This is a genomic window from Streptomyces glomeratus, from assembly GCF_021462825.1.
GTDB lineage: Bacteria > Actinomycetota > Actinomycetes > Streptomycetales > Streptomycetaceae > Streptomyces > Streptomyces glomeratus.
This window is the reverse complement of the sequence record NZ_JAKEEB010000028.1, coordinates 30,815-50,267: the sequence shown is the minus strand read 5'-3', so window position 1 is coordinate 50,267 and position 19,453 is coordinate 30,815. Positions and strand designations below refer to the sequence as shown.

At 71.2% G+C, this 19,453-nt stretch carries 19 protein-coding genes; 8 read left to right on the top strand and 11 right to left on the bottom strand.

The window, feature by feature from the left end; genetic code table 11:
• Positions 1-41: 41 nt before the first annotated feature.
• From LZ604_RS26260 to LZ604_RS26235, 6 genes are all read right to left on the bottom strand, one after another.
• A complete protein-coding gene (locus LZ604_RS26260; RefSeq protein ID WP_234517955.1) occupies positions 42-449 on the bottom strand; it encodes an ATP-binding protein in 408 nt (135 codons plus the stop codon).
• 197 nt (positions 450-646) lie between these two features.
• On the bottom strand, positions 647-1,042 hold the full coding sequence (locus tag LZ604_RS26255; RefSeq protein WP_234517954.1) for a (deoxy)nucleoside triphosphate pyrophosphohydrolase: 396 nt from the start codon (positions 1,040-1,042) through the stop codon (positions 647-649).
• A 30-nt stretch (positions 1,043-1,072) separates the two neighbouring features.
• A complete protein-coding gene (locus LZ604_RS26250; RefSeq protein ID WP_234517953.1) occupies positions 1,073-1,276 on the bottom strand; it encodes an SPOR domain-containing protein in 204 nt (67 codons plus the stop codon).
• Between the two features lie 461 nt (positions 1,277-1,737).
• Complete coding sequence (locus LZ604_RS26245) at positions 1,738-2,490, bottom strand: GntR family transcriptional regulator (RefSeq protein ID WP_234517952.1); 753 nt, start codon at positions 2,488-2,490, stop codon at positions 1,738-1,740.
• A 147-nt stretch (positions 2,491-2,637) separates the two neighbouring features.
• Positions 2,638-3,816, bottom strand: coding sequence for a DUF4190 domain-containing protein (locus LZ604_RS26240; protein ID WP_234517951.1), 1,179 nt, complete (start codon positions 3,814-3,816; stop codon positions 2,638-2,640).
• A gap of 117 nt (positions 3,817-3,933) precedes the next feature.
• A complete protein-coding gene (locus LZ604_RS26235; protein WP_234517950.1) occupies positions 3,934-5,502 on the bottom strand; it encodes a S8 family peptidase in 1,569 nt (522 codons plus the stop codon).
• Positions 5,503-5,661: 159 nt separating this feature from the next.
• Between LZ604_RS26235 and LZ604_RS26230 the strand changes: the two genes are divergently transcribed.
• The 3 genes from LZ604_RS26230 (at position 5,662) to LZ604_RS26220 (ending at position 10,544) form a co-directional block, all read left to right on the top strand.
• Positions 5,662-6,804 (top strand): pyridoxal-phosphate dependent enzyme, encoded by a 1,143-nt coding sequence (locus LZ604_RS26230; RefSeq protein ID WP_234517949.1) that lies wholly within the window; start codon positions 5,662-5,664, stop codon positions 6,802-6,804.
• Between the two features lie 449 nt (positions 6,805-7,253).
• Complete coding sequence (locus tag LZ604_RS26225; protein ID WP_234517948.1) at positions 7,254-9,887, top strand: amino acid permease; 2,634 nt, start codon at positions 7,254-7,256, stop codon at positions 9,885-9,887.
• A 75-nt stretch (positions 9,888-9,962) separates the two neighbouring features.
• Positions 9,963-10,544 (top strand): Uma2 family endonuclease, encoded by a 582-nt coding sequence (locus LZ604_RS26220; RefSeq protein ID WP_234517947.1) that lies wholly within the window; start codon positions 9,963-9,965, stop codon positions 10,542-10,544.
• Positions 10,545-10,852: 308 nt separating this feature from the next.
• Here LZ604_RS26220 and ychF read toward each other — a convergent pair whose 3' ends face one another.
• Positions 10,853-11,941, bottom strand: a complete 1,089-nt coding sequence (gene ychF, locus LZ604_RS26215; protein ID WP_234517946.1) for a redox-regulated ATPase YchF — start codon at positions 11,939-11,941, stop codon at positions 10,853-10,855.
• A 541-nt stretch (positions 11,942-12,482) separates the two neighbouring features.
• On the opposite strand from ychF, the gene LZ604_RS35825 reads away from it, so the two are divergent.
• Positions 12,483-12,821: a DUF6542 domain-containing protein gene (locus LZ604_RS35825; protein WP_372482203.1), complete on the top strand. Its 339-nt coding sequence runs from the start codon at positions 12,483-12,485 to the stop codon at positions 12,819-12,821.
• A gap of 170 nt (positions 12,822-12,991) precedes the next feature.
• Here the strand turns inward: LZ604_RS35825 and ppgK are convergent, their stop codons facing one another.
• Positions 12,992-13,738, bottom strand: coding sequence for a polyphosphate--glucose phosphotransferase (ppgK, locus tag LZ604_RS26205; protein ID WP_234517944.1), 747 nt, complete (start codon positions 13,736-13,738; stop codon positions 12,992-12,994).
• A gap of 89 nt (positions 13,739-13,827) precedes the next feature.
• Positions 13,828-14,823: a 4-hydroxy-3-methylbut-2-enyl diphosphate reductase gene (locus tag LZ604_RS26200; RefSeq protein WP_234517943.1), complete on the bottom strand. Its 996-nt coding sequence runs from the start codon at positions 14,821-14,823 to the stop codon at positions 13,828-13,830.
• Between the two features lie 98 nt (positions 14,824-14,921).
• Here LZ604_RS26200 and xseA point away from each other — a divergent pair, with 98 nt between their 5' ends.
• The 3 genes from xseA to LZ604_RS26185 all read left to right on the top strand — a co-directional run bounded on the left by xseA (position 14,922) and on the right by LZ604_RS26185 (position 17,146).
• Positions 14,922-16,139: an exodeoxyribonuclease VII large subunit gene (gene xseA, locus LZ604_RS26195; RefSeq protein WP_234517942.1), complete on the top strand. Its 1,218-nt coding sequence runs from the start codon at positions 14,922-14,924 to the stop codon at positions 16,137-16,139.
• Between the two features lie 9 nt (positions 16,140-16,148).
• Positions 16,149-16,391 (top strand): exodeoxyribonuclease VII small subunit, encoded by a 243-nt coding sequence (locus LZ604_RS26190; RefSeq protein WP_234517941.1) that lies wholly within the window; start codon positions 16,149-16,151, stop codon positions 16,389-16,391.
• A 164-nt stretch (positions 16,392-16,555) separates the two neighbouring features.
• Positions 16,556-17,146 carry a malonic semialdehyde reductase gene (locus LZ604_RS26185; protein ID WP_234517940.1) on the top strand — a complete coding sequence of 197 codons (591 nt, stop codon included), beginning with the start codon at positions 16,556-16,558 and terminating at the stop codon, positions 17,144-17,146.
• Between the two features lie 104 nt (positions 17,147-17,250).
• Here LZ604_RS26185 and LZ604_RS26180 read toward each other — a convergent pair whose 3' ends face one another.
• Positions 17,251-17,772, bottom strand: a complete 522-nt coding sequence (locus LZ604_RS26180) for a DUF4245 domain-containing protein (protein ID WP_234517939.1) — start codon at positions 17,770-17,772, stop codon at positions 17,251-17,253.
• Between the two features lie 126 nt (positions 17,773-17,898).
• On the opposite strand from LZ604_RS26180, the gene glpX reads away from it, so the two are divergent.
• A complete protein-coding gene (gene glpX, locus LZ604_RS26175) occupies positions 17,899-18,933 on the top strand; it encodes a class II fructose-bisphosphatase (protein WP_234517938.1) in 1,035 nt (344 codons plus the stop codon).
• Positions 18,934-19,055: 122 nt separating this feature from the next.
• On the opposite strand, the gene LZ604_RS26170 is transcribed toward glpX, so the two are convergent.
• Positions 19,056-19,421: a WhiB family transcriptional regulator gene (locus LZ604_RS26170; protein WP_234517937.1), complete on the bottom strand. Its 366-nt coding sequence runs from the start codon at positions 19,419-19,421 to the stop codon at positions 19,056-19,058.
• Positions 19,422-19,453 lie beyond the last annotated feature (32 nt).

Genomic DNA, 19,453 nt, shown 5'->3' with positions numbered 1-19,453 from the left:
TAACCAGGTGACGCCCGGTCGAACCCCACAACCGCAGCAGGTCAGCCGTGAACCGGCAGCTCGAACCAGACCGTCTTGCCGGTGTCCGCGGGACGGGTGCCCCAGCGGCGCGAGGAACGGGCGACCAGTTGGAGGCCGCGGCCATCCTCGGCGTCGGGTTCCGCGGCGCGTGCGCGGGGCGGGTCGGGGAGCGTGTCGGAGACCTCGACGAGCAGGTAGGGGGCGGTGCCGTCGGACGGGACGAGGCGGACCCCGATGGGGCCGGTGGCGTGCCGCAGCGCATTGGTCACCAGCTCGCTGACCAGCAACGCGGCGATGTCGCCGATCTCGTCGAGCGCCCAGACGCGCAGCTGGCCTCGGACAGCCGCCCGAGCGGCCCGTGCCGCACCGGGGTCTGCGGGGAACGTCCACTCGGCGCTGTTGCCTTCGATGTCGAGCACGCCGATCACTTCCCGGCCAGATGCTCATCGTGTCCGGTTTCGTGGGCCTAATCAGCACATACCCGGTATCCGGAGCGCTTACCGCGCATGAGAGCGCACAGTGGTGTGGACGGCCCGCCGGGCGCCGCCCTCTGGAGCATCAGGCGCCCCCGTCATCCCGCTTCTCATCGCCCCGCCCCCGGACGGTCCGGGTCCGGGCCCGCGTCTCACCGATTCCACACGGCCAGCACGGCCTTGACCGCCGCCACGTCCTGGTCGAGCCAGTCCACGTCCCAGATCTCATCGGGGGTCAGCCAGCGCAGTGCGTCGTGGTCCTCCAGGGGCTCGGGACTGCCGGCGAGCAGGCGCGCGGTCCAGACCCGCAGGACGTATCCCGGTTTCAGCTGCCACTCCCCCGGTACACGCGCGACCGGCTCCGCCGTGACCCCCAGTTCCTCCCTCAGCTCGCGCACGAGGGCGCGCTCGGGGGTCTCGCCCGGTTCGACCTTGCCGCCGGGCAGTTCCCAGCGTCCGGCGAGCTCCGGGGGCGCACTGCGGCGCGCGGCCAGAAGGCGGTCGTGGCCCAGCAGGGCGGCGCCGACGACCACGATCGGTTGTGTCATGCGCCGGAGCCTACGGGAGCGCACGGCGGTTCACACTCCGGGCCGCTCCGCCCGCCTGCCGCCGCTCTGGCCGATGCGCTCGACCCAGTAGAGCTGTCTGTGGCCGCGGTCGTCGAGGCTGTCCACGATCTTCTGGGCCTCGGCGCGGGTGGCGTACCTGCCCACGCGATAGCGGTTGCCGTTGTCGTCCTGCCGTATGACGAGCCAGGGGAGCGAGACCGTGCTGTCGTTCATTGCGTCCCTCCACTTCCCGTCCCCGGCCCTCGCCGCGCCCCGCCCTCCACGGAAACCGCAGTGCGCATATGCCCGAGCCTACGCCTAACCTTCACGGAGCGAATACGGCTTTTCACAAAGAGGTACGCAACCAGCCATGTCAGAGGGGGCGCACGCCGTCGCGTGCGCCGTCCCACGCGCCCCGCGCGCACGCAGAGCAGCCTGAGCGCTCACACATCGCGACCGGAAGGGCAGGAGGAAACGACCGGATTGCGACCGCACCGGAAGCCGGCCCTTCTCCACCGGGCAACCGGCTCAACTCTCCCTGTGCGACGGCTCGTTGAAAAGACCTGGGGGCAAGTGCCCGCGTCGGGGGCGGACGGCCGGGGCGCGTTGAGCGGGAGCGTGGGGTGTGAGGCGCGGACGGAGCAGGGCGCCGCGGCCCCGGCGAGGGAGCGCTTCGGAGGGGGCCGCGCGCCCGCTTACCTCACCGGCAGGTGGTACGCCACCCGGTAGCGATCCGCCGGCACCACCACATCCGCCGTCTCCACCGGGCGGCCCGAGGCATAGAAGGTCCGCTGGACGACCAGCACGACATGGCCGGGGACGCCACCCAGCGCCAGCAGCTCCTCCGCGAGACCGGGGCGGGCGCCGACCTCCTCCGTGACGTTGTCCACGATCACATCGATGGCCGCCATCCGTTCGACCACACCCATGCCGCCGAGCGGCCCCTCCTCGGGGAGCATCACGGGAGTGCGGCCGGTCAGCGCGAGGGGCTCCCACGACGTGGACAGCATCATCGCCTCGCCCGCCTCGCGGAAGACGTACTTCGTGCGCATCACCCGGTCGCCCGGCTGGATGCCGAGCCGCTCGGCGATGGCGCCGCTCGCCTCTTTCTGCTCGCTGCGCGACTCCCATGTGCCGCGCACCGAGGTGTCCGCCTGCTCCTGGCGGAACGGGGTGGCGCCGCTCTCCGGCCGGAACCCCGAGCGGGCCACCCGGCGTGGCACCGGCCGCTCCCGGACATACGTGCCCGACCCGGAACGGCCCTCGACGAGCCCCTCGGCCATCAGGACCTTGCGCGCCTCCAGCGCGACCGTGTCCGAGACGCCGTACTCCTCGCGGATGCGGGCCTGGGAGGGGAGCCGTGTGTGCGGTGGCAGCAGACCGTCGACGATCTTCTTACGGAGATCACCCGCGACACGCAGATACGCCGGCTGCTCACCGAAAGTCACTGGCCGCTCCCATCAGCTTGTACAGACAGCAACAGCCTGGCAACGGTGGGTTGTGCCACGCAAGTAATGGCCAGGGAATCACTCGATGTGATGACTTGGCTGGCCCAACGGCTTTGCGCAGGCACTTCCTGCCCGGTATCGCCGCCGTCACACCTGCTTTGCGTCGTCCGAGGCCCCTGCGGCGCTTCCGGCGTCGTCCGCGTCGCGTGAGGGGGGAGTCGCGGCAAGGCCCAGAGCCTTGCGCGCGGTGACCGCCGCCCGGCCCTCCAGTAGTGCGCTTGCCCGGTCGTAGTGGACGTAGAAGGTGTCGGCGTCGGCGGCCGCGGCCGCCCTGGCCCACTCCTCGCGGGCCCGGTCCAGGGCCGAGGTCTGGTCGGTGACCGGCCTTCGGGCGGCCCCCGGCCAGGAGTGGGCGCGCAGCTGCCGGGTCTGGCCGGCAAGCGCCGTGGCGACCCGTGCCGCCCAGCGCCGGTGGCCCGGCAGGTCGTCCTCGACGTATGCGGCGTCGGGAGCGGAGTCCAGGGCCCCGTACAGGACCGCGTCCGCGCGCAGATACGCGAGCTGGTCGCCGGTGAGGGTGGTGGCGTCGCGGCGCAGGGAGCCGGTGAGGGTGCCCTTCTCGTCGGTGTTGCCGAACATGCAGATGACCCGGCGGTCGCCGTAGGCCCAGCTCTGCCGGGTGGGGGTGAAGTAGTAGACGTCGACGTCGGCGGGCACCGCCCAGGTGTCCATGGCGTACGCGCTGCGGAGCGCGTAGCACCTGTCGTCGGCGGTCTCGGTGATCGTGTCGTCGCCGGGGAAGCGGCCGCCCGGGAGTGTGAAGTCCGCGAAGACCTCGGCCTGGTGTCTTCCCGAGCAGGGCACCTTGTCGACGTCGTACGCCTCGCCCTCGAGCGAGCCGCCCGGCGCGTCGAAGCACTCGCCCTTGCGCACCGAGAACGTCACGCCGTCCCCGCGCGCCGCGTCCCTGACGCCGTCCCAGAAGTCGTGCGCGCCACCGGTGGCCAACGCGGTCACGAACAGGGCGAGCCCGATCGAGGACATCACGATGCCGCCGATCGCCAGCCCCCGGCCGCGTTCGCCGCGCCGCCTGATCTGCGCCAGCGCGACCAGTCCGAGCACCAGCCCGACGGCCGGCAGGAAGCAGAGGATCCCGAGGACGAGCGCGGTGATCGCGAGTCCGTTTATCGGCGCCGGACGGTTGTACGGGGAGTACCCCTGTCCCCAGGGCCGGTACGGCAGCCCGGGTCCGTAGGGCTGCTGATAGGGACCCTGCGGGTACGGGCCCCCGGGCTGCTGGGGCCCGGGAGGCGGGGGTATGGCCACGGGTGTCGCTCCTCGTCCGCACGCGCAGAACAGATGTACGACGCGCATGGTAGGTGCGGGAGGAACGGGAGTGGCCGGCGGGGCGGGAGCGCGCCCGGAAAGGGGCCGGGCCGGAGGTCAGAACTGCAGGGCCCAGGCGTCGATCTTCCCCGTGTCGTACTTCGCGTAGTCGCCGACCCTCAGCCTCCATGTGCCGTTCGCCGTCCGCGACGAGGCGTTCACGGTGTAGGTGGTGTCGATGTCGTGCGTACTGCCGCCTGCGCCATAGGGCTTGAGGAGGATGGCCGCGCCGTCCGGCGCGATCAGCTGAACCTGGAGGTCACCGATGTAGGTGTGCTGGATGTGCACCTCGACGCCCAGAGCCGAGGGGGCCCTGCCGGGCACCCCGGTGACCGTGATCGGCGACTCGGCGACGGAGTAGTCGCGGATCGGGTAGTCCGTGGTGTTGACGAAGCGGGGCGGGGCCGGGGTGGGGGGCGTTCCCGTTCCCGCGACGGTCTGGAGCAGCCGGTTGGGAGAGCCGGTTCCCGGGCCGGAGACGACACCGGTGGCCGCGGCGCCCGTCAGCTCGGAGGCGACCTGCGCGGGTGTGGCCGTCGGGTGGTCCGCCAGATAGAGGGCCGCCGCCCCCGTCACATGCGGCGTCGCCATCGACGTGCCGGACAGCGTGGACGTGGCCGTGTCGCCGGAGTTCCATGTGGACTTGATCGAGGAGCCCGGTGCGAAGAGGTCCAGCCCCGGTCCGTAGTTGGAGTAACTGGCACGCGCGTCGCCCTGCGTGATGGCACCGACCGTGAGCGCCTCGCTCACCCGGGCCGGTGAGTAGCCGGAGACGTCGTCGTTGCTGTTGCCCGCGGCGACCGCGAAGGTGACGCCCGAGGCGATGGTGTTGCGGACGGCGGTGTCGAGCGCGGGGTCGCCGGGGCCGCCGAGGGACATGTTGGCCACGGACGGACCGCTGTGGTGCTGGGCCACCCAGTCGATGCCCGCGACGACCGTGTCGGTGGTGCCGTAACCCGAGTTGTCGAGGACGCGGACCGCGACGATCCTCGCCTTCTTGGCGACGCCGTACGCGGTGCCGGCCACCGTGCCCGCGACATGGGTGCCGTGGCCGTTGCCGTCCTGGGCGACGTTGTCGTCGTCGACGGCGTCGTAGCCGTAGGAGGCGCGGCCGCCGAAGTCGCTGTGGGTGATGCGGACGCCGGTGTCGATGATGTACGCGGTCACGCCCTGGCCCGCCGAGTCGGGATAGGCGTACTTGCCGTCGAGCGGCAGGTTCCTCTGGTCGACGCGGTCCAGACCCCAGGAGGGCGGATTCGTCTGGGTGGACTCGACGTGGAAGACGCGGCTCTGCACGACGGAGGCGACCGCCGGGTCGGCGGCGAGCCGCTTGGCGGCGGCCGCGGTGGCGTGGATCGCGTAGCCGTTGAGCGCCTTGACATAGGTGTGCCCGATGATGCAGCCGTACTTCCGGGCAAGGGCACGGCCGCCGTCGGAGTCGGCCCGCGCGCCGTCCTTGAGGACGACGATGTAGCTGCCCGGGACGGTGTTCGCCGCGCCCGCGTACCCGACCGTGCCCTCGGGAACGGGCGCCGCGTGCGAGGGAGCGGCGGAGAAGAGCCCGAGAAGCAGGGCCGCCGTGCCGATCCCGGCCAGTCGTCTCCGGGCCTGCCGCATCACTGGCATCCGAGGGTCCTCCTCGTCGGTGGAATGCTGAGGGCGCCTCGGTGGGTGGTGCGGTGCGCGAGGCGTACGGCGGTGCGGGCGCGCCGGACGCGGGCCCAACACGGGTACTGAACCGCGACTATGACATACCGTTATGAACCGGACAACTACCCTGGCCGCATGACACTGTTGCCGGACTCTTTCTGCCCGGCGGACGGCACCCGCGTGACCGCGGAGTCGCTCGCCTGGTGCTGCCCCGTCTGCCGGGGGCCACTGGACCTGGACTTCGCGCCGACCCCCGCGCCGCTCAAGTCCCTGGGAGGGCGGGTGAATTCCCTGTGGCGGTATGCGGAGACCCTGCCGCTGGGCGCCCCCACCGTCAGCCTCGGCGAGGGCCGTACGCCGCTCGTGGAGCTGAGGGACGGCATCTGCGCCAAGCTCGACTTCGTGATGCCGACGCTGTCCTTCAAGGACCGTGGTGCGGTACTGCTCGCCGAACTGGCACTGCGGCTGGGACCGCGCCAGGTGCTCGCCGACAGCAGCGGCAACGCGGGCACGTCGATCGCCGCGTACTGCGCCCGGGCCGGCCTGCCGTGCACGGTGTACGTCCCGGAGGGAACCTCCGCCCAGAAGCTGGAACAGATCGACGCGCACGGGGCGCGCGTTCAGGTGGTCGACGGTGACCGCGAGGCGGCGGCGCAGGCGGCCCGGCAAGCGGCCGACGAGCCCGGCACGTTCTACGCCTCGCACGCCTTCAACCCGTACTTCCTGCACGGCACCAAGACGTGCGTGCACGAGCTGTGGGAGGACCTCGGGGGCCGGCTCCCGGACGTGCTCGTGCTGCCCGTCGGCAACGGCACCCTGCTGCTGGGCGCGGCCCTGGCCGTCGCCGAGCTGTTCGGGGCGGGCCTGATCGACCGCCGGCCGGCGCTGTACGCGGTGCAGGCGGCGGCGGTCGCGCCGCTGGCGCACGCCTGGGAGGAGGGGGCCGAGGACCTGGTGGGCGTCACCCCCATGGCATCCACGTTCGCCGAGGGCATCGCGATCCCGCGCCCTCCGCGGGCCCGCCAGATCCTGCGCGCGGTACGCGACTCGGGCGGCCGCTTCCTGACGGTGACGGAGGACCGGATCCGCCACGCCCAGCTGGACCTGGCGTCCCAGGGCCTGTACGTCGAGACGACGGCGGCGACCGGCTGGGCGGCGGCACGGGAGGGACTGCTGGAGTCGCTCCCCCGGGCCCGGCTCCGCCCGAACGGAGGAATCGCCCCCGTGGTGGTGCCCCTGTGCGGGGCCGGCCTGAAGACGGGACCGGCCCGAACCTAGCCGGCCGACGCGGGCGGGCTACGGGGGACGGCACGGGCGCCTTACATCGGTACGGAGGCCGGGCGGGACGCACGGCAGTGGAGGTGTCCCGGGCCGGTCGGCGGTCCCCCGGCCCCACGCCGGGCACCTGCCGCGGCTCGTAGCGGCCGGTCTCGTACTGCACGAACCGCACGGTCGCGAACCCGGCGGCCTCCATGACGTACCCCACGCGTCCGCCACCCGGCCGCCCGGACCAGGCGAAGGGTACTTCTGTTGTTAATCCTGGGTATGAGGGGCAGGGTGGGTGACAGTGCCCCACACTCGACTTGTCCGGAATGACGGGTGTCAGTCGAACCTGGAGGGATCATGCCACACGCACGCACACGTGGCCCGATCCCGTACGAGACCGGACGGCTTCCCGGCTGCCCGGTGGCGTCCCGGAAGGGCCGGGCCCGGAGCGGGAACCAGGCGTGAGGCTCCTCAGCGGTGATGCGTCCGCCGGCCACCCCGCTCCCGGCTCAGGGGTAGGCCGGAAGGGGCTCAAGAGCGGCGCCCTCGGCATGTTGTCCTCGGTCGTCATCGCGATGGCCTCCGCCGGCCCCGCGTACAGCATCGCCGCCACCCTGGGCCTGATCGTGGCAGGGGTCGGACTCCAGGCCCCGATCATCACCATTCTGGCCTTCGTACCGATGCTGCTGATCGCGTACGCCTACCGGGAACTGAACGCGAGCAACGCCGACTGCGGCACCGCCTTCACCTGGGCGACCCGCGCCTTCGGCCCGCGCGCGGGCTGGATGGCCGGGTGGGGCATCATCGTCGCGGATGTCCTGTTCATGACCAACGTGGCCGAGATCGCCGGTATCTACGGCTTCCGGCTGCTGGGCTTCGAATCGCTGGCGCACGACCGGCTGTGGACGACCGTGGCGGGCATCGTCTGGATCGCCGTGATGACCGCGATCTGCTACGTCGGCATCGAGCTCTCGGCCGCCGTACAGCGCTGGCTGCTGTGCCTGGAGATCGCGGTGCTCATCCTGTTGGCGGTCACCGCCCTGGTCAGGGCCTACACCAGCGCTCCCCCGACGGCCCTCCACGTGTCCGCCTCCTGGTTCAACCCCTTCGAGGTGTCCTCGGGGAAGACGCTGACCGCGGGCATCGTCACGGCGGTCTTCCTCTACTGGGGCTGGGACACCGCCGTCTCCGTCAACGAGGAGACCGTGGACAGCGCGCGCACCCCCGGGCGTGCCGCCATCACCTCCACCGTGCTGCTCCTGGTCACCTATGGGCTGGTGTCCACGTCGGCGCAGTCCTTCGCCGGAGTCGGCACCTCGGGGATCGGACTGGGCAACCGCGACCACGCGGGCGATGTGCTGTCCGGACTGGGCGACGCCGCCTTCGGCAGCCACGGGGCGGGACCGTTCCTGTCCAGGCTGCTCATCCTGATGGTGCTGACCTCGGCGGTGGCCTGCACCCAGACCAGCATCCTGCCGCTGGCCCGGACCGTCTTCTCCATGGCGGCCCACAAGGCCGTCCCCTCCCAGCTCGCCCGGGTCCACCGCAGGTTCCTCACACCGACCTGGTCGACCGTCTGCATGGGAGCGGTCTCGATCGTCGTCCTGGTCCTGCTGACCTTGTTCAGCGGGAACATCCTGGCCGACTCGATCGACGCGGTCGGCCTCGCGATCACGTTCTACTACGGGCTGACCGGCTTCGCCTGCGTCTGGTACTACCGCAGGGTCCTCACGCACAGCGCCCGGGACTTCGTCTTCATGGGCGTGCTGCCGGGGCTGGGCGGGCTGATGATGCTCGTCCTGTTCTTCTACGCCGCCTTCTACGTCTACGCGAACCCCCGGTACAACACGACGTCCGTCGACCTGCCGCTGATCGGACGCACGGGCGGGGCCACGGTCGTGGGCCTGGGCGCTCTGCTGCTCGGCTTCCTGCTGATGCTGGTGGTCACCCGGGAACACTCCGCGACCCTGAAACTCCAGCGGAACCTGCTCCCGCACACCCTGCCCCGGGTGACCGCCCTGGAGGCGCAGAGCCGCTATCTGCCCGCGGACAGCGGGTCGGGCGTGGGCGGTGACTGGTTCGACGTCATCCCGCTGTCGGGCACCCGGGTCGGCCTGATCGTCGGGGATGTTCTCGGCGGGGGCCTGCGGGCCGCCGCCACGATGGGGCGCCTGCGCACGGGTGTCCAGGTCCTGGCCCGGCTGGACCTGACCCCGGACGAGCTGCTCTCCCGCCTCGACGACCTGGTCGAGCAGACCGCGTACGAACCGGGAGTGGGCCACGCCAGGGCGCACGCCGACGAGGCCAGGGGAGTGACCTGCCTGTATGCGGTGTACGACCCCGTCTCCGGACGGTGCAGCCTGGCGTGCGCCGGCCAGTCGCTGCTGATGGTCGTGGAACCGTTCACCGGCGCCGCCGACCGTCCACGGGTGCCGCCGGGGCCACCGCTCGGAATGGCCGGACCGCCCCACGAGAGCATCGAACTCCAGCTGCACCCGGGCACCGTCGTCGCCCTGTTCTCGCGCGGCCTCCTCCAGTCGGCGGACACCCCGGAGGCCGGGATCGCCCAGCTCGCCCGGGTCCTCGCGGATTTCCGACGGCCCCTTCGCGAACTGTGCGACCAGGCGGTGGCCACGCTGCTGCCAGGGCCGGTGGACGAGGACGCGACACTGCTGCTCGCGCGCACCCGGATGCTCGACCAGAAGCAGTTCGCCCAGTGGGAGCTGGCCCCGGACCCGGCGGCGGTCGCCGTCATCCGCACCACCGTCGGCAAACAGCTCGACGACTGGGGGCTGGACGACCTCGCCTTCACCACCGAGCTGGTCCTCAGCGAGCTGGTCACCAACGCCATCCGCTACGTCGGCGGGCCGATCCAGGTACGCCTGATCCGCGACCGCACCCTGATCTGCGAGGTCTCCGACGTCGGGCACAGCGCCCCCAACCTGCACCACGCCGCCAGCGACGACGAGGGCGGCCGGGGCCTGTTCATCATCGCCCAGATGACCCACCGCTGGGGGACCCGCTACACCCCCACCGGCAAGACCATCTGGACCGAGCAGACCCTCCCCCCGGACCGCCTGCCCCCGGACCACTGAGCCCGCGGCAAGGCGGGCGTTCACCCCGCCCGCGATCTCGTGACCCGGGTCTCGCCGAGTCGCTACGGTTGGGTCATGACCGCACTGCCCGACTGGATGCGCCCGCCGCGCGAGGAAGGCTGGTTCGCGGAGGACCTGGACCGCCTCCCCGAGGCACCCCGCCACACCGAGCTGATCGACGGAGCCCTCGTCTTCACGATGGCGCCGCAGAGGTGGTGGCACGGCCACCTCGTCACCATGCTCACCGTCGCCCTCATGGAGCAGGCGCCCGCCGACGTCAGAGTCGGCCGCGAGATGACCGTAAAGCTCGATGAGCGCAATCGTCCCGAGCCGGATCTGCTGGTGACGACGGCCGACTTCGACGGCGACCGCACCTGGTTCGCCCCGGACGAAGTGCAACTCGTGATCGAGGTCGTCTCCCCCGAGTCCGCACATCGGGACCGCACGGTCAAGCTCCGCAAGTACGCAGAGGCCGGCATCCCGCACTACTGGTGCATCGAGGACGAGGACGGTGCCCCCGTCGTCCACGTCTACGAGCTGGACATGCCGACCCATGCCTACGCCCCCGCCGGCATCTTCCGTGGCTCGCTCCGGCGTCCGGTGCCCTTCGAGATCAGCCTCGATCTGGACAAGCTCGCTCCGCCCCGAAGGGACTGACGCTCAGCACCAGGTCGGCACGGAACGCGCAAAGGGCCGGGCTCGCTCACGGTCACGAGGCGTGGACCCGCGTCCCGCACGGTCCGAGGGAGGCGCTCCAGGTTGCAAGCCAGTCGAAGGCGACGTCCGGACGGGTCGAGGCCGTCGCGTCGGGCGATGTGCACGCCGAGGTCGTAGCGGCTGAGAGCCTGGCTGCTTCATCCCAGCACGATCCCGGCGCGGGAAAAAACCAGGGGCCCGACCCCGGAGAGTCGAGCCCCTCGGACCCGCCTGTGTGACGGATCAGCGACGTGTCGATAGAACGCCCGTTACACGTTGAACCGGAACTCCACCACGTCGCCGTCCTGCATCGTGTACTCCTTGCCCTCCATGCGTGCCTTGCCCGCGGCGCGGGCCTCGGCCACCGAACCGGCCGCGACCAGGTCCTCGAAGGAGATGACCTCCGCCTTGATGAAGCCCTTCTGGAAGTCGGTGTGGATGACACCGGCCGCCTCGGGGGCCGTGGCGCCCTTCTTGATGGTCCAGGCGCGGGACTCCTTCGGGCCCGCCGTGAGGTAGGTCTGCAGACCCAGGGTGTCGAAGCCGACGCGCGCCAGGGTCGCGAGGCCCGGCTCGTGCTGGCCGACCGACTCGAGGAGTTCCAGGGCCTCGTCCTCGTCCAGCTCGGCGAGGTCCGCCTCCAGCTTGGCGTTCAGGAAGATCGCCTCGGCCGGGGCGACCAGCGCACGCTGGTCGTCCTTGAAGGCGTCGTCCATCAGCTCGTCCTCGTCGACGTTGAAGACGTAGAGGAACGGCTTGGTGGTGAGCAGGTGCAGGTCGTGGAGGAGCTCCGCGCGCTCGCTGCCCTGGACGATGCCGTGCGCGAAGAGCGTGTCGCCCTTCTCCAGGATCTCCTTCGCCTCCTCGACGGCCTTCACCTTCGGGGCGACGTCCTTCTTGATCCGCGACTCCTTCTGAAGCCGCGGCAGGACCTTCTCGATCGTCTGGAGGTCCGCGAGGATCAGCTCGGTGTTGATGGTCTCGATGTCGTCCTTCGGCGAGACCTTGCCGTCCACATGGACGACGTTCTCGTCCTTGAAGGCGCGGATGACCTGGCAGATCGCATCCGACTCGCGGATGTTCGCGAGGAACTTGTTGCCGAGACCCTCGCCCTCGCTCGCCCCGCGCACGATGCCCGCGATGTCGACGAAGTCGACGGTCGCCGGGAGCACCCGCTCCGACTTGAAGATCCCGGCCAGCTTGGCGAGCCGGGCGTCCGGGACGCCCACGACACCGACGTTCGGCTCGATCGTGGCGAACGGGTAGTTGGCCGCCAGCACGTCGTTCTTGGTCAGGGCGTTGAACAGGGTCGACTTGCCGACGTTGGGCAGACCGACGATTCCGATCGTGAGCGACACGTTGCGACTTCCCGTACGTGAGAGTGGAACTGGACTGGACTGGGCGGTGGGGCCCGGGTCCGTCAGGAGTGTGTGCGGGCCGATCCACCAGTCTACGGCGTGCCGGACCCGACCCCGGCGACCTGTCGAACGCTTGGCCAAGCGCGCGACAACGGCGTGTCTGAGAGGTCATTCCACACATAAACCGACCTAAGTTGGTCCAGTGGAGCAACACAGGACGCGACCCCCGCATCACGGACCGCGAGGCAGCGCACCCCTTCCCCCGCAGGGCAGACGGGGTGGAGCCGCGCCGGTCCGCTCCGGCACGGCTGCCCGCCCCTCCCCTTCCGGCATTCCCGGCCGGCCCGAGACGGCCGACGGGCCCGTCCGGCCGGACGGGCGGCGGGTCACCGGAGCCCGGCCGTCCGGCCGGGGCAACGGTGGTCCCCAACGGCGCCTCGCGGCCGCGCGCCGGAACACGCCCCCGGTCGTCCGGGCGGTACGGCGGCTGCCCGGCCCCCGCCTCACCGGCCTCGGCGGGGGGATGTTCTGCGGGGCCGTGATGTTCGTGCTCGGCTGTCTGGACCAGTTGCTGTTCGGCTCGTCCCCGACGGCGTACGGCGTGCTGTTCCTGCCGGTGTGCGCGCTGACCGCGCTGTGGGTGCGGGGCGGGGACCTGGTGATCGCGCCGGTCGTGGTGCCGATCGCCTTCACCGTCGGCCTGCTGCCCCTGGCGAACGGCAACGGCGGACTCGGCGGGCTCCTGGTGGCCCTGATCACCGGGCTCGCCACCCAGGCGGGCTGGCTCTACGGCGGCACGCTCGTCGCGGGTGTCATCGCCACCGTGCGCCGGCTGCGCATGATGCGCCGACGGGTCGCCCAGCGCCGCCGGCCGGCCTGACCGGCACGGTGCGGGTGCACTACGGCGCCCGGACGGAAACCCCGGGGCGGGCGGGCCGTACGGGCCGCGTGACCGGCGTGCGGCCGGGCGGGCCGTACGGGCCGCGTGACCGGCGTGCGGCCGGGCGGCCCGCGCCCGCACGGCCTTCGCGGCTCGCCCCGCCCCAGCCGCTACCTCGCGTCCGCCGCCCGCATGGCCGCGCCCACGATTCCCGCGTTGTTCTGCAGCTGCGCCGGGACGATCTCCGCCCTGATGCCCTTGATCAGCGGAAGGAACCTGTGGGACTTCCGGCTGACACCGCCGCCGATGACGAACAGCTCCGGGGAGAACAGCATCTCCACATGGGCGAGGTACTTCTGCACGCGGTTCGCCCACTGTTCCCACGACAGTTCGTGGTCGTCCTTGGCCTTGGTGGAGGCACGTTTCTCCGCGTCGTGACCGTTCAGCTCGAGATGGCCCAGCTCGGTGTTCGGGACGAGCACACCGTCGGTGAACAGGGCGCTGCCGATGCCGGTGCCGAGCGTGAGCACGATGACCGTGCCCCGGCGGTCACGGCCGGCGCCGAACCGCATCTCGGCCACACCGGCCGCGTCCGCGTCGTTCAGCACGGTCACGGGCAGGCCGCCCAGCCGCTCACCGAACAGGGCGCGCGCATCGGTGTCGATCCAGCCCTTGTCGACGTTGGCCGCCGTGCGGATGGTGGAGCCCCCGGTGACCACTCCGGGGAACGTGATGCCGACCGGGCCGGTCCAGCCGAAGTGCCCGACGACCTCCTTCACCCCGTCCACCACCGACTCGGGCGTCGCCGGATGCGGAGTGAGCACCTTGAAGCGCTCCTGCACGAGTTCGCCCCGGTCCAGGTCCACGGGAGCGCCCTTGATTCCGGATCCGCCGATGTCCACGCCGAAGATCTGCATGAGCACCACGGTACGTCCTGCGCCCGGCGGTCTCTTCCCGGACCGTACCGGCTCCTCGCCCGCCCTGTGCCGTGCGCCGCGGGGCGCCGTCACTGCTCGCCGGTGCGCTCCTCCACCAGGGTCGCCGCCTCGTCCCGCAGGTCGCGGCGGAGCTCCTTCGGCAGCGAGAAGGTGATGGACTCCTCGGCCGCCTTGACGATCTCGACGTCCTCGAAGCCGCGCTGCGCGAGCCACTCCAGGACCTGCTCCACCAGGACCTCGGGAACGGAGGCGCCCGAGGTCACGCCGACCGTGGAGACGCCCTCCAGCCATGTCTCGTCGATCTCGTCGGCGAAGTCCACGAGGTACGCCTCGCGGGCGCCCGCGATCTTGGCGACCTCGACCAGCCGCTTGGAGTTCGAGGAGTTCCGGGAGCCGACCACGATCACCAGGTCCGCCTCGGCGCCCATCTGCTTCACCGCGAGCTGGCGGTTCTGCGTGGCGTAGCAGATGTCGTCGCTCGGCGGGGAGAGCAGCTGCGGGAACTTCTCCTTCAGGGCGTCGACCGTCTCCATGGTCTCGTCGACGGACAGGGTGGTCTGGGAGAGCCAGACCACCTTGGAGGGGTCGCGCACCTCGACGTTCGCGACATCCTCGGGGCCGTCCACGAGCTGGATGTGGTCCGGGGCCTCACCGGAGGTGCCGATGACCTCTTCGTGGCCTTCGTGCCCGATCAGGAGGATGTCGAAGTCCTCCTGGGCGAAGCGGACCGCCTCCTTGTGGACCTTGGTGACGAGGGGGCAGGTCGCATCGATGGTGGCGAGCCGGCCCCGCTTGGCCTCTTCGTGGACCGTGGGGGCGACGCCGTGCGCGGAGAACATGACGATGTTGCCCGGCGGCACCTCCTCCGTCTGCTCGACGAAGATCGCGCCCTTCTTCTCCAGGGTCTGCACGACGTACTTGTTGTGGACGATCTCGTGGCGGACGTAGATCGGGGCCCCGTACTGCTCCAGGGCCTTCTCGACGGCGATCACGGCGCGGTCGACACCCGCGCAGTAGCCCCGGGGGGCGGCGAGCAGGACACGGCGGCCAGACGAAGCGGTCATGGGCACCATCGTAAGGCCGCACGGAGTGCCGTAGATCGGCTCCCTGAGGAGAGGTTGTGCCGGTCTGCGTTGTCGGACCCTGCCGTTACGCTCGGCGCATGGCTGTGAACACGTCCGCTGAGTCACCGCTGCCGGTCGGCGAGGTCTCGCGGCTCATCGGGGGGTGGATCGACCGGCTCGGGGCCGTCTGGGTGGAGGGGCAGATCACCCAGCTGTCGCGGCGCCCCGGCGCCGGCGTCGTCTTCCTCACGCTGCGCGACCCGTCGTACGACATCTCCGTCGCCGTCACCTGCTACCGCCAGGTGTTCGACGCCGTCGCCGATGTCGTGCGCGAGGGCGCCCGGGTGGTCGTCCACGCCAAACCGGAGTGGTACGCGCCGAGGGGACAGCTGTCGCTGCGTGCCGCCGAGATACGGCCCGTGGGCGTCGGCGAGCTGCTGGCCCGGCTGGAACAGCTGAAGAAGTCCCTGGCCGCGGAGGGCCTCTTCGCGCCGGAGCGCAAGAAACCGCTGCCCTTCCTGCCGCAGCTCATCGGGCTCGTCTGCGGCCGGGCCTCGGCGGCCGAGCGTGATGTGCTGGAGAACGCGCGGCACCGCTGGCCGGCCGTCCGCTTCGAGGTGCGCAACGTGGCCGTGCAGGGCGTGCACGCCGTGCCCCAGGTCGTCCAGGCCGTCAAGGAGCTGGATGCGCTGGAGGACGTCGATGTGATCATCGTGGCGCGCGGTGGCGGCAGTGTGGAGGATCTGCTGCCGTTCTCCGACGAGCAGCTGGTCCGGGCGGTGGCGGGCTGCCGTACGCCCGTGGTGTCGGCCATCGGCCACGAGCCGGACAATCCGCTGCTCGACCATGTCGCGGACCTGCGTGCCTCCACCCCGACCGACGCGGCGAAGAAGGTCGTGCCGGACGTGGGCGAGGAGCTGCAGCGGGTGCGGGAGCTGCGGGACCGGGCGCGGCGGTGTGCCGTGGCGTTGGTCGAGCGCGAGGAGCGGGGGCTCGCGCACGCGCTGGCGCGGCCCTGCATGGAGGACCCGCACCGCATGGTCGACGAGCGGGCCGATCAGGTCGCCTCGCTGGTCGACCGCAGCCGGCGCACGCTGAGGCATCTGCTCGACCGCGCCGACTCGGAGCTGAGGCACACGCACGCTCGCGTGGTGGCCCTGTCACCGGCCGCGACGCTCCGGCGGGGGTACGCGGTGCTGCAGAAGGCCGACGGGCACGTGGTCCGGTCGCCGGACGACGTGGCGGCGGGCGAGGCGCTGCGGGCGCGGGTCGCGGAGGGCGAGTTCACGGTACGGGCCGACAACCAGGGATCTTAGGGTGGGCGCATGACCAGCAAGACGGACGAGGCACTCGGGTACGAGCAGGCGCGGGACGAGTTGATCGAGGTCGTACGGCGTCTGGAGGCCGGGGGCACGACGCTCGAGGAGTCTCTGGCGCTGTGGGAGCGGGGCGAGGAGCTGGCCAAGGTGTGCCGCACCTGGCTGGAGGGCGCCCGCAGGCGGCTGGACGCCGCGCTGGCCGAGGAGCGCAAGGAGGCGGAGGACGGGGGCGCCGAGGCGGCCGAGTGAACCGGTCGCGGCCCCCGGGCGGTCTTACGGCGCCGAGCGGCCTTGACCTGTGAAGCCGGTCACCTCGGGCCCGATTTAATTGAACGTTGAACCTCTCGGGGCCTACTGTCGATGCCGCAAGCCGATCCCACGGGATCCAGCGTCATCGTGAGGAAGTCCCCTTCATGTCCCTCGTTCTCGACTCCGCCGCCCAGGACCTGCTGTTCCGTGAGGCCCGCACGGCCAACACCTTCACCGACGAGCCGGTGACGGACGAGCAGGTCCAGGCGATCTACGACCTGGTCAAGTACGGCCCGACGTCCATGAACCAGTCGCCGCTGCGCATCACCCTGGTCCGCTCCGCCGAGGCCCGCGAGCGTCTCGTCCGGCACATGGCAGAGGGCAACCAGGCCAAGACGGCCGCTGCCCCGCTGGTCGCGATCCTCTCGGCGGACAACGAGTTCCACGACGAGCTGCCCCACCTCTTCCCGCACTTCCCCCAGGCCAAGGACGCCTTCTTCGGCGACCGCTCGGTGCGCGAGAACAGCGCCCTGCTCAACGCCGCCCTCCAGGCCGCGTACTTCATCGTCGGCGTCCGCGCCGCTGGTCTCAGCGCCGGCCCGATGACCGGCCTGGACTTCGAGGGCGTCCGCAAGGAGTTCCTGGACGACGACCACACCCCGCTGATGGTCGTCAACATCGGCAAGCCGGGCGAGGACGCCTGGTACCCGCGCTCCCCGCGTCTGGACTTCGACCAGGTCGTCACCACGATCTGACCCCGTCCGGCACACGGACAAGGGCCCCCGTCAATGGCGCCGGGGGCCCTTGTCCGTGTGCCGGAACGAGAACACGGCCTCCCGCCGAGGCCGGCCCCGGGGGGTCACCCCGTCCTCAGGGCCTCCGCCATCTTCGTCAGCTGCGCGAACGACGCCGTGCCGGTCACCACGGTCGTGGAGCCCTTGTCCCGGAGGACGAGCGCCTCGTAGCGGCCGCCCGTGTAGCGCTGCCAGGTGTGCCCGCCGATGTTCTGCGTGGCCTTGGTCTCGTGCGCGCCCTGGCTGGCGTCGTCGATGAACGCGGCCGCCCGCTGAGTCGACTGCTCGATGGCGACGTACTGCCCCTCGGGGTCCTGGAAGCCGAGGTGCCACGCGTCGTAGGGGTCGTCCTGGAAGCGCACCGAGGTGGCCTTCCAGCTGTCGGCCAGGCCCTCCGGCGCCGCCACCGGGTAGGCGGCCGCGCGGCGGGCCGTGAGCAGCTCGACGCGGTAGTCCACCCGCTTGAGATCGGGAGCGTGGTCGTCATGGGGGATGAAGAGATAGATGACGCCCGCCATCAGCCCGATGAGGGCCAGGGAGAGGACCATGTCCCGGACCGTATGCTGCTTGCCTTTCGTACCTGCCACGCCCCTATCGTCGCAGGTACGTGGTCTGCTCATCCGTGGGGCCCCCTGCTCATTTTGTCTGCCTAACGATAGAGTCGGGGGCATCACCCTCATCCGGCCGTCGTCGTATCAGAAAGGTGCGCTCCGATGACCGAGAATCATCACCTGCCGTCCGAGCTCGAAGTCCCCTCAGAGGCCCCGGACCGCAATCTCGCCCTGGAACTCGTCCGGGTCACCGAGGCCGCCGCCATGGCGGCGGGCCGCTGGGTCGGCCGCGGCGACAAGAACGGCGCCGACGGCGCGGCGGTACGCGCCATGCGGACCCTCGTCTCCACCGTGTCGATGAACGGCGTCGTCGTCATCGGCGAAGGGGAGAAGGACGAGGCCCCGATGCTCTTCAACGGGGAGCGGGTCGGCGACGGGACCGGCCCGGAGTGCGACATCGCCGTGGACCCGATCGACGGCACCACGCTCACGGCGAAGGGCATGCCGAACGCGATCGCGGTGCTGGCCGCTGCCGACCGCGGCACGATGTTCGACCCGTCCGCCGTCTTCTACATGGACAAGCTGGTCACCGGTCCCGAGGCGGCCGACTTCGTCGACATCAACGCCCCGGTCTCGGTCAACATCCGCCGGGTCGCCAAGGCCAAGAACTCCACGCCCGAGGACGTCACCGTCGTCATCCTCGACCGGCCGCGCCACGACGGCCTCATCAAGGAGATCCGGGAGACCGGTGCACGCATCAAGCTGATCTCGGACGGCGACGTCGCCGGCTCCATCCTGGCGCTGCGCGAGGGCACCGGCATCGATCTGCTGCTCGGCGTCGGCGGCACCCCGGAGGGCATCATCTCCGCGTGCGCCGTGAAGTGCCTGGGCGGCACCATCCAGGGCAAGCTGTGGCCCAAGGACGACGAGGAGCGGCAGCGGGCCCTGGACGCGGGTCACGACCTCGACCGGGTGCTGACCACCGACGACCTGGTCTCCGGTGAGAACGTCTTCTTCGTCGCCACCGGCATCACGGACGGCGAGCTGCTGCGCGGCGTGCGCTACCGCTCGGAGACGGCCACCACCGACTCGATCGTCATGCGCTCCAAGTCGGGCACGGTCCGCCGTATCGACTCGGTGCACCGGCTGAGCAAGCTGCGCGCGTACAGCGCGATCGACTTCGACCGCGCGAAGTAGGAGTCCGGCTGCGGGAAGCAGTCCGGTCGCGCACAGCAGGCGGGGATCCCGTCCGGGACCCGTCCGCCCCTACCCGGGGGCGCCCTCGGTGCGGAGAGGGCGCCCCTTTTCCGTGCGCGTCCTCAGCCGGCCGCCGCTATCGTCCCCCGTGCGGTCTTCTTCAGCTCCATCTCGCGGCGGCGGCGCCGGGCCAGCACCACACGGCGCTCGGCGGCGGTCAGACCGCCCCACACCCCGTAGGGCTCGGGCTGCAACAGCGCGTGCTCGCGGCACTCGACCATCACCGGGCAACGCGCGCAGACGCGCTTGGCCGCCTCCTCGCGGGACAGCCGGGCCGCGGTGGGCTCCTTGGAGGGAGCGAAGAACAAGCCGGCCTCGTCACGCCGGCACACCGCCTCCGTGTGCCACGGGGCGTCCTGATCCCTGTCTGGCACCCGCTGAGGCGGAACGTCAGCGACCTGCAGGGACGAATGCGGCGGTTGCAGCACGGTCTACTCCTGACGACGGCTTCGCGAGCGAG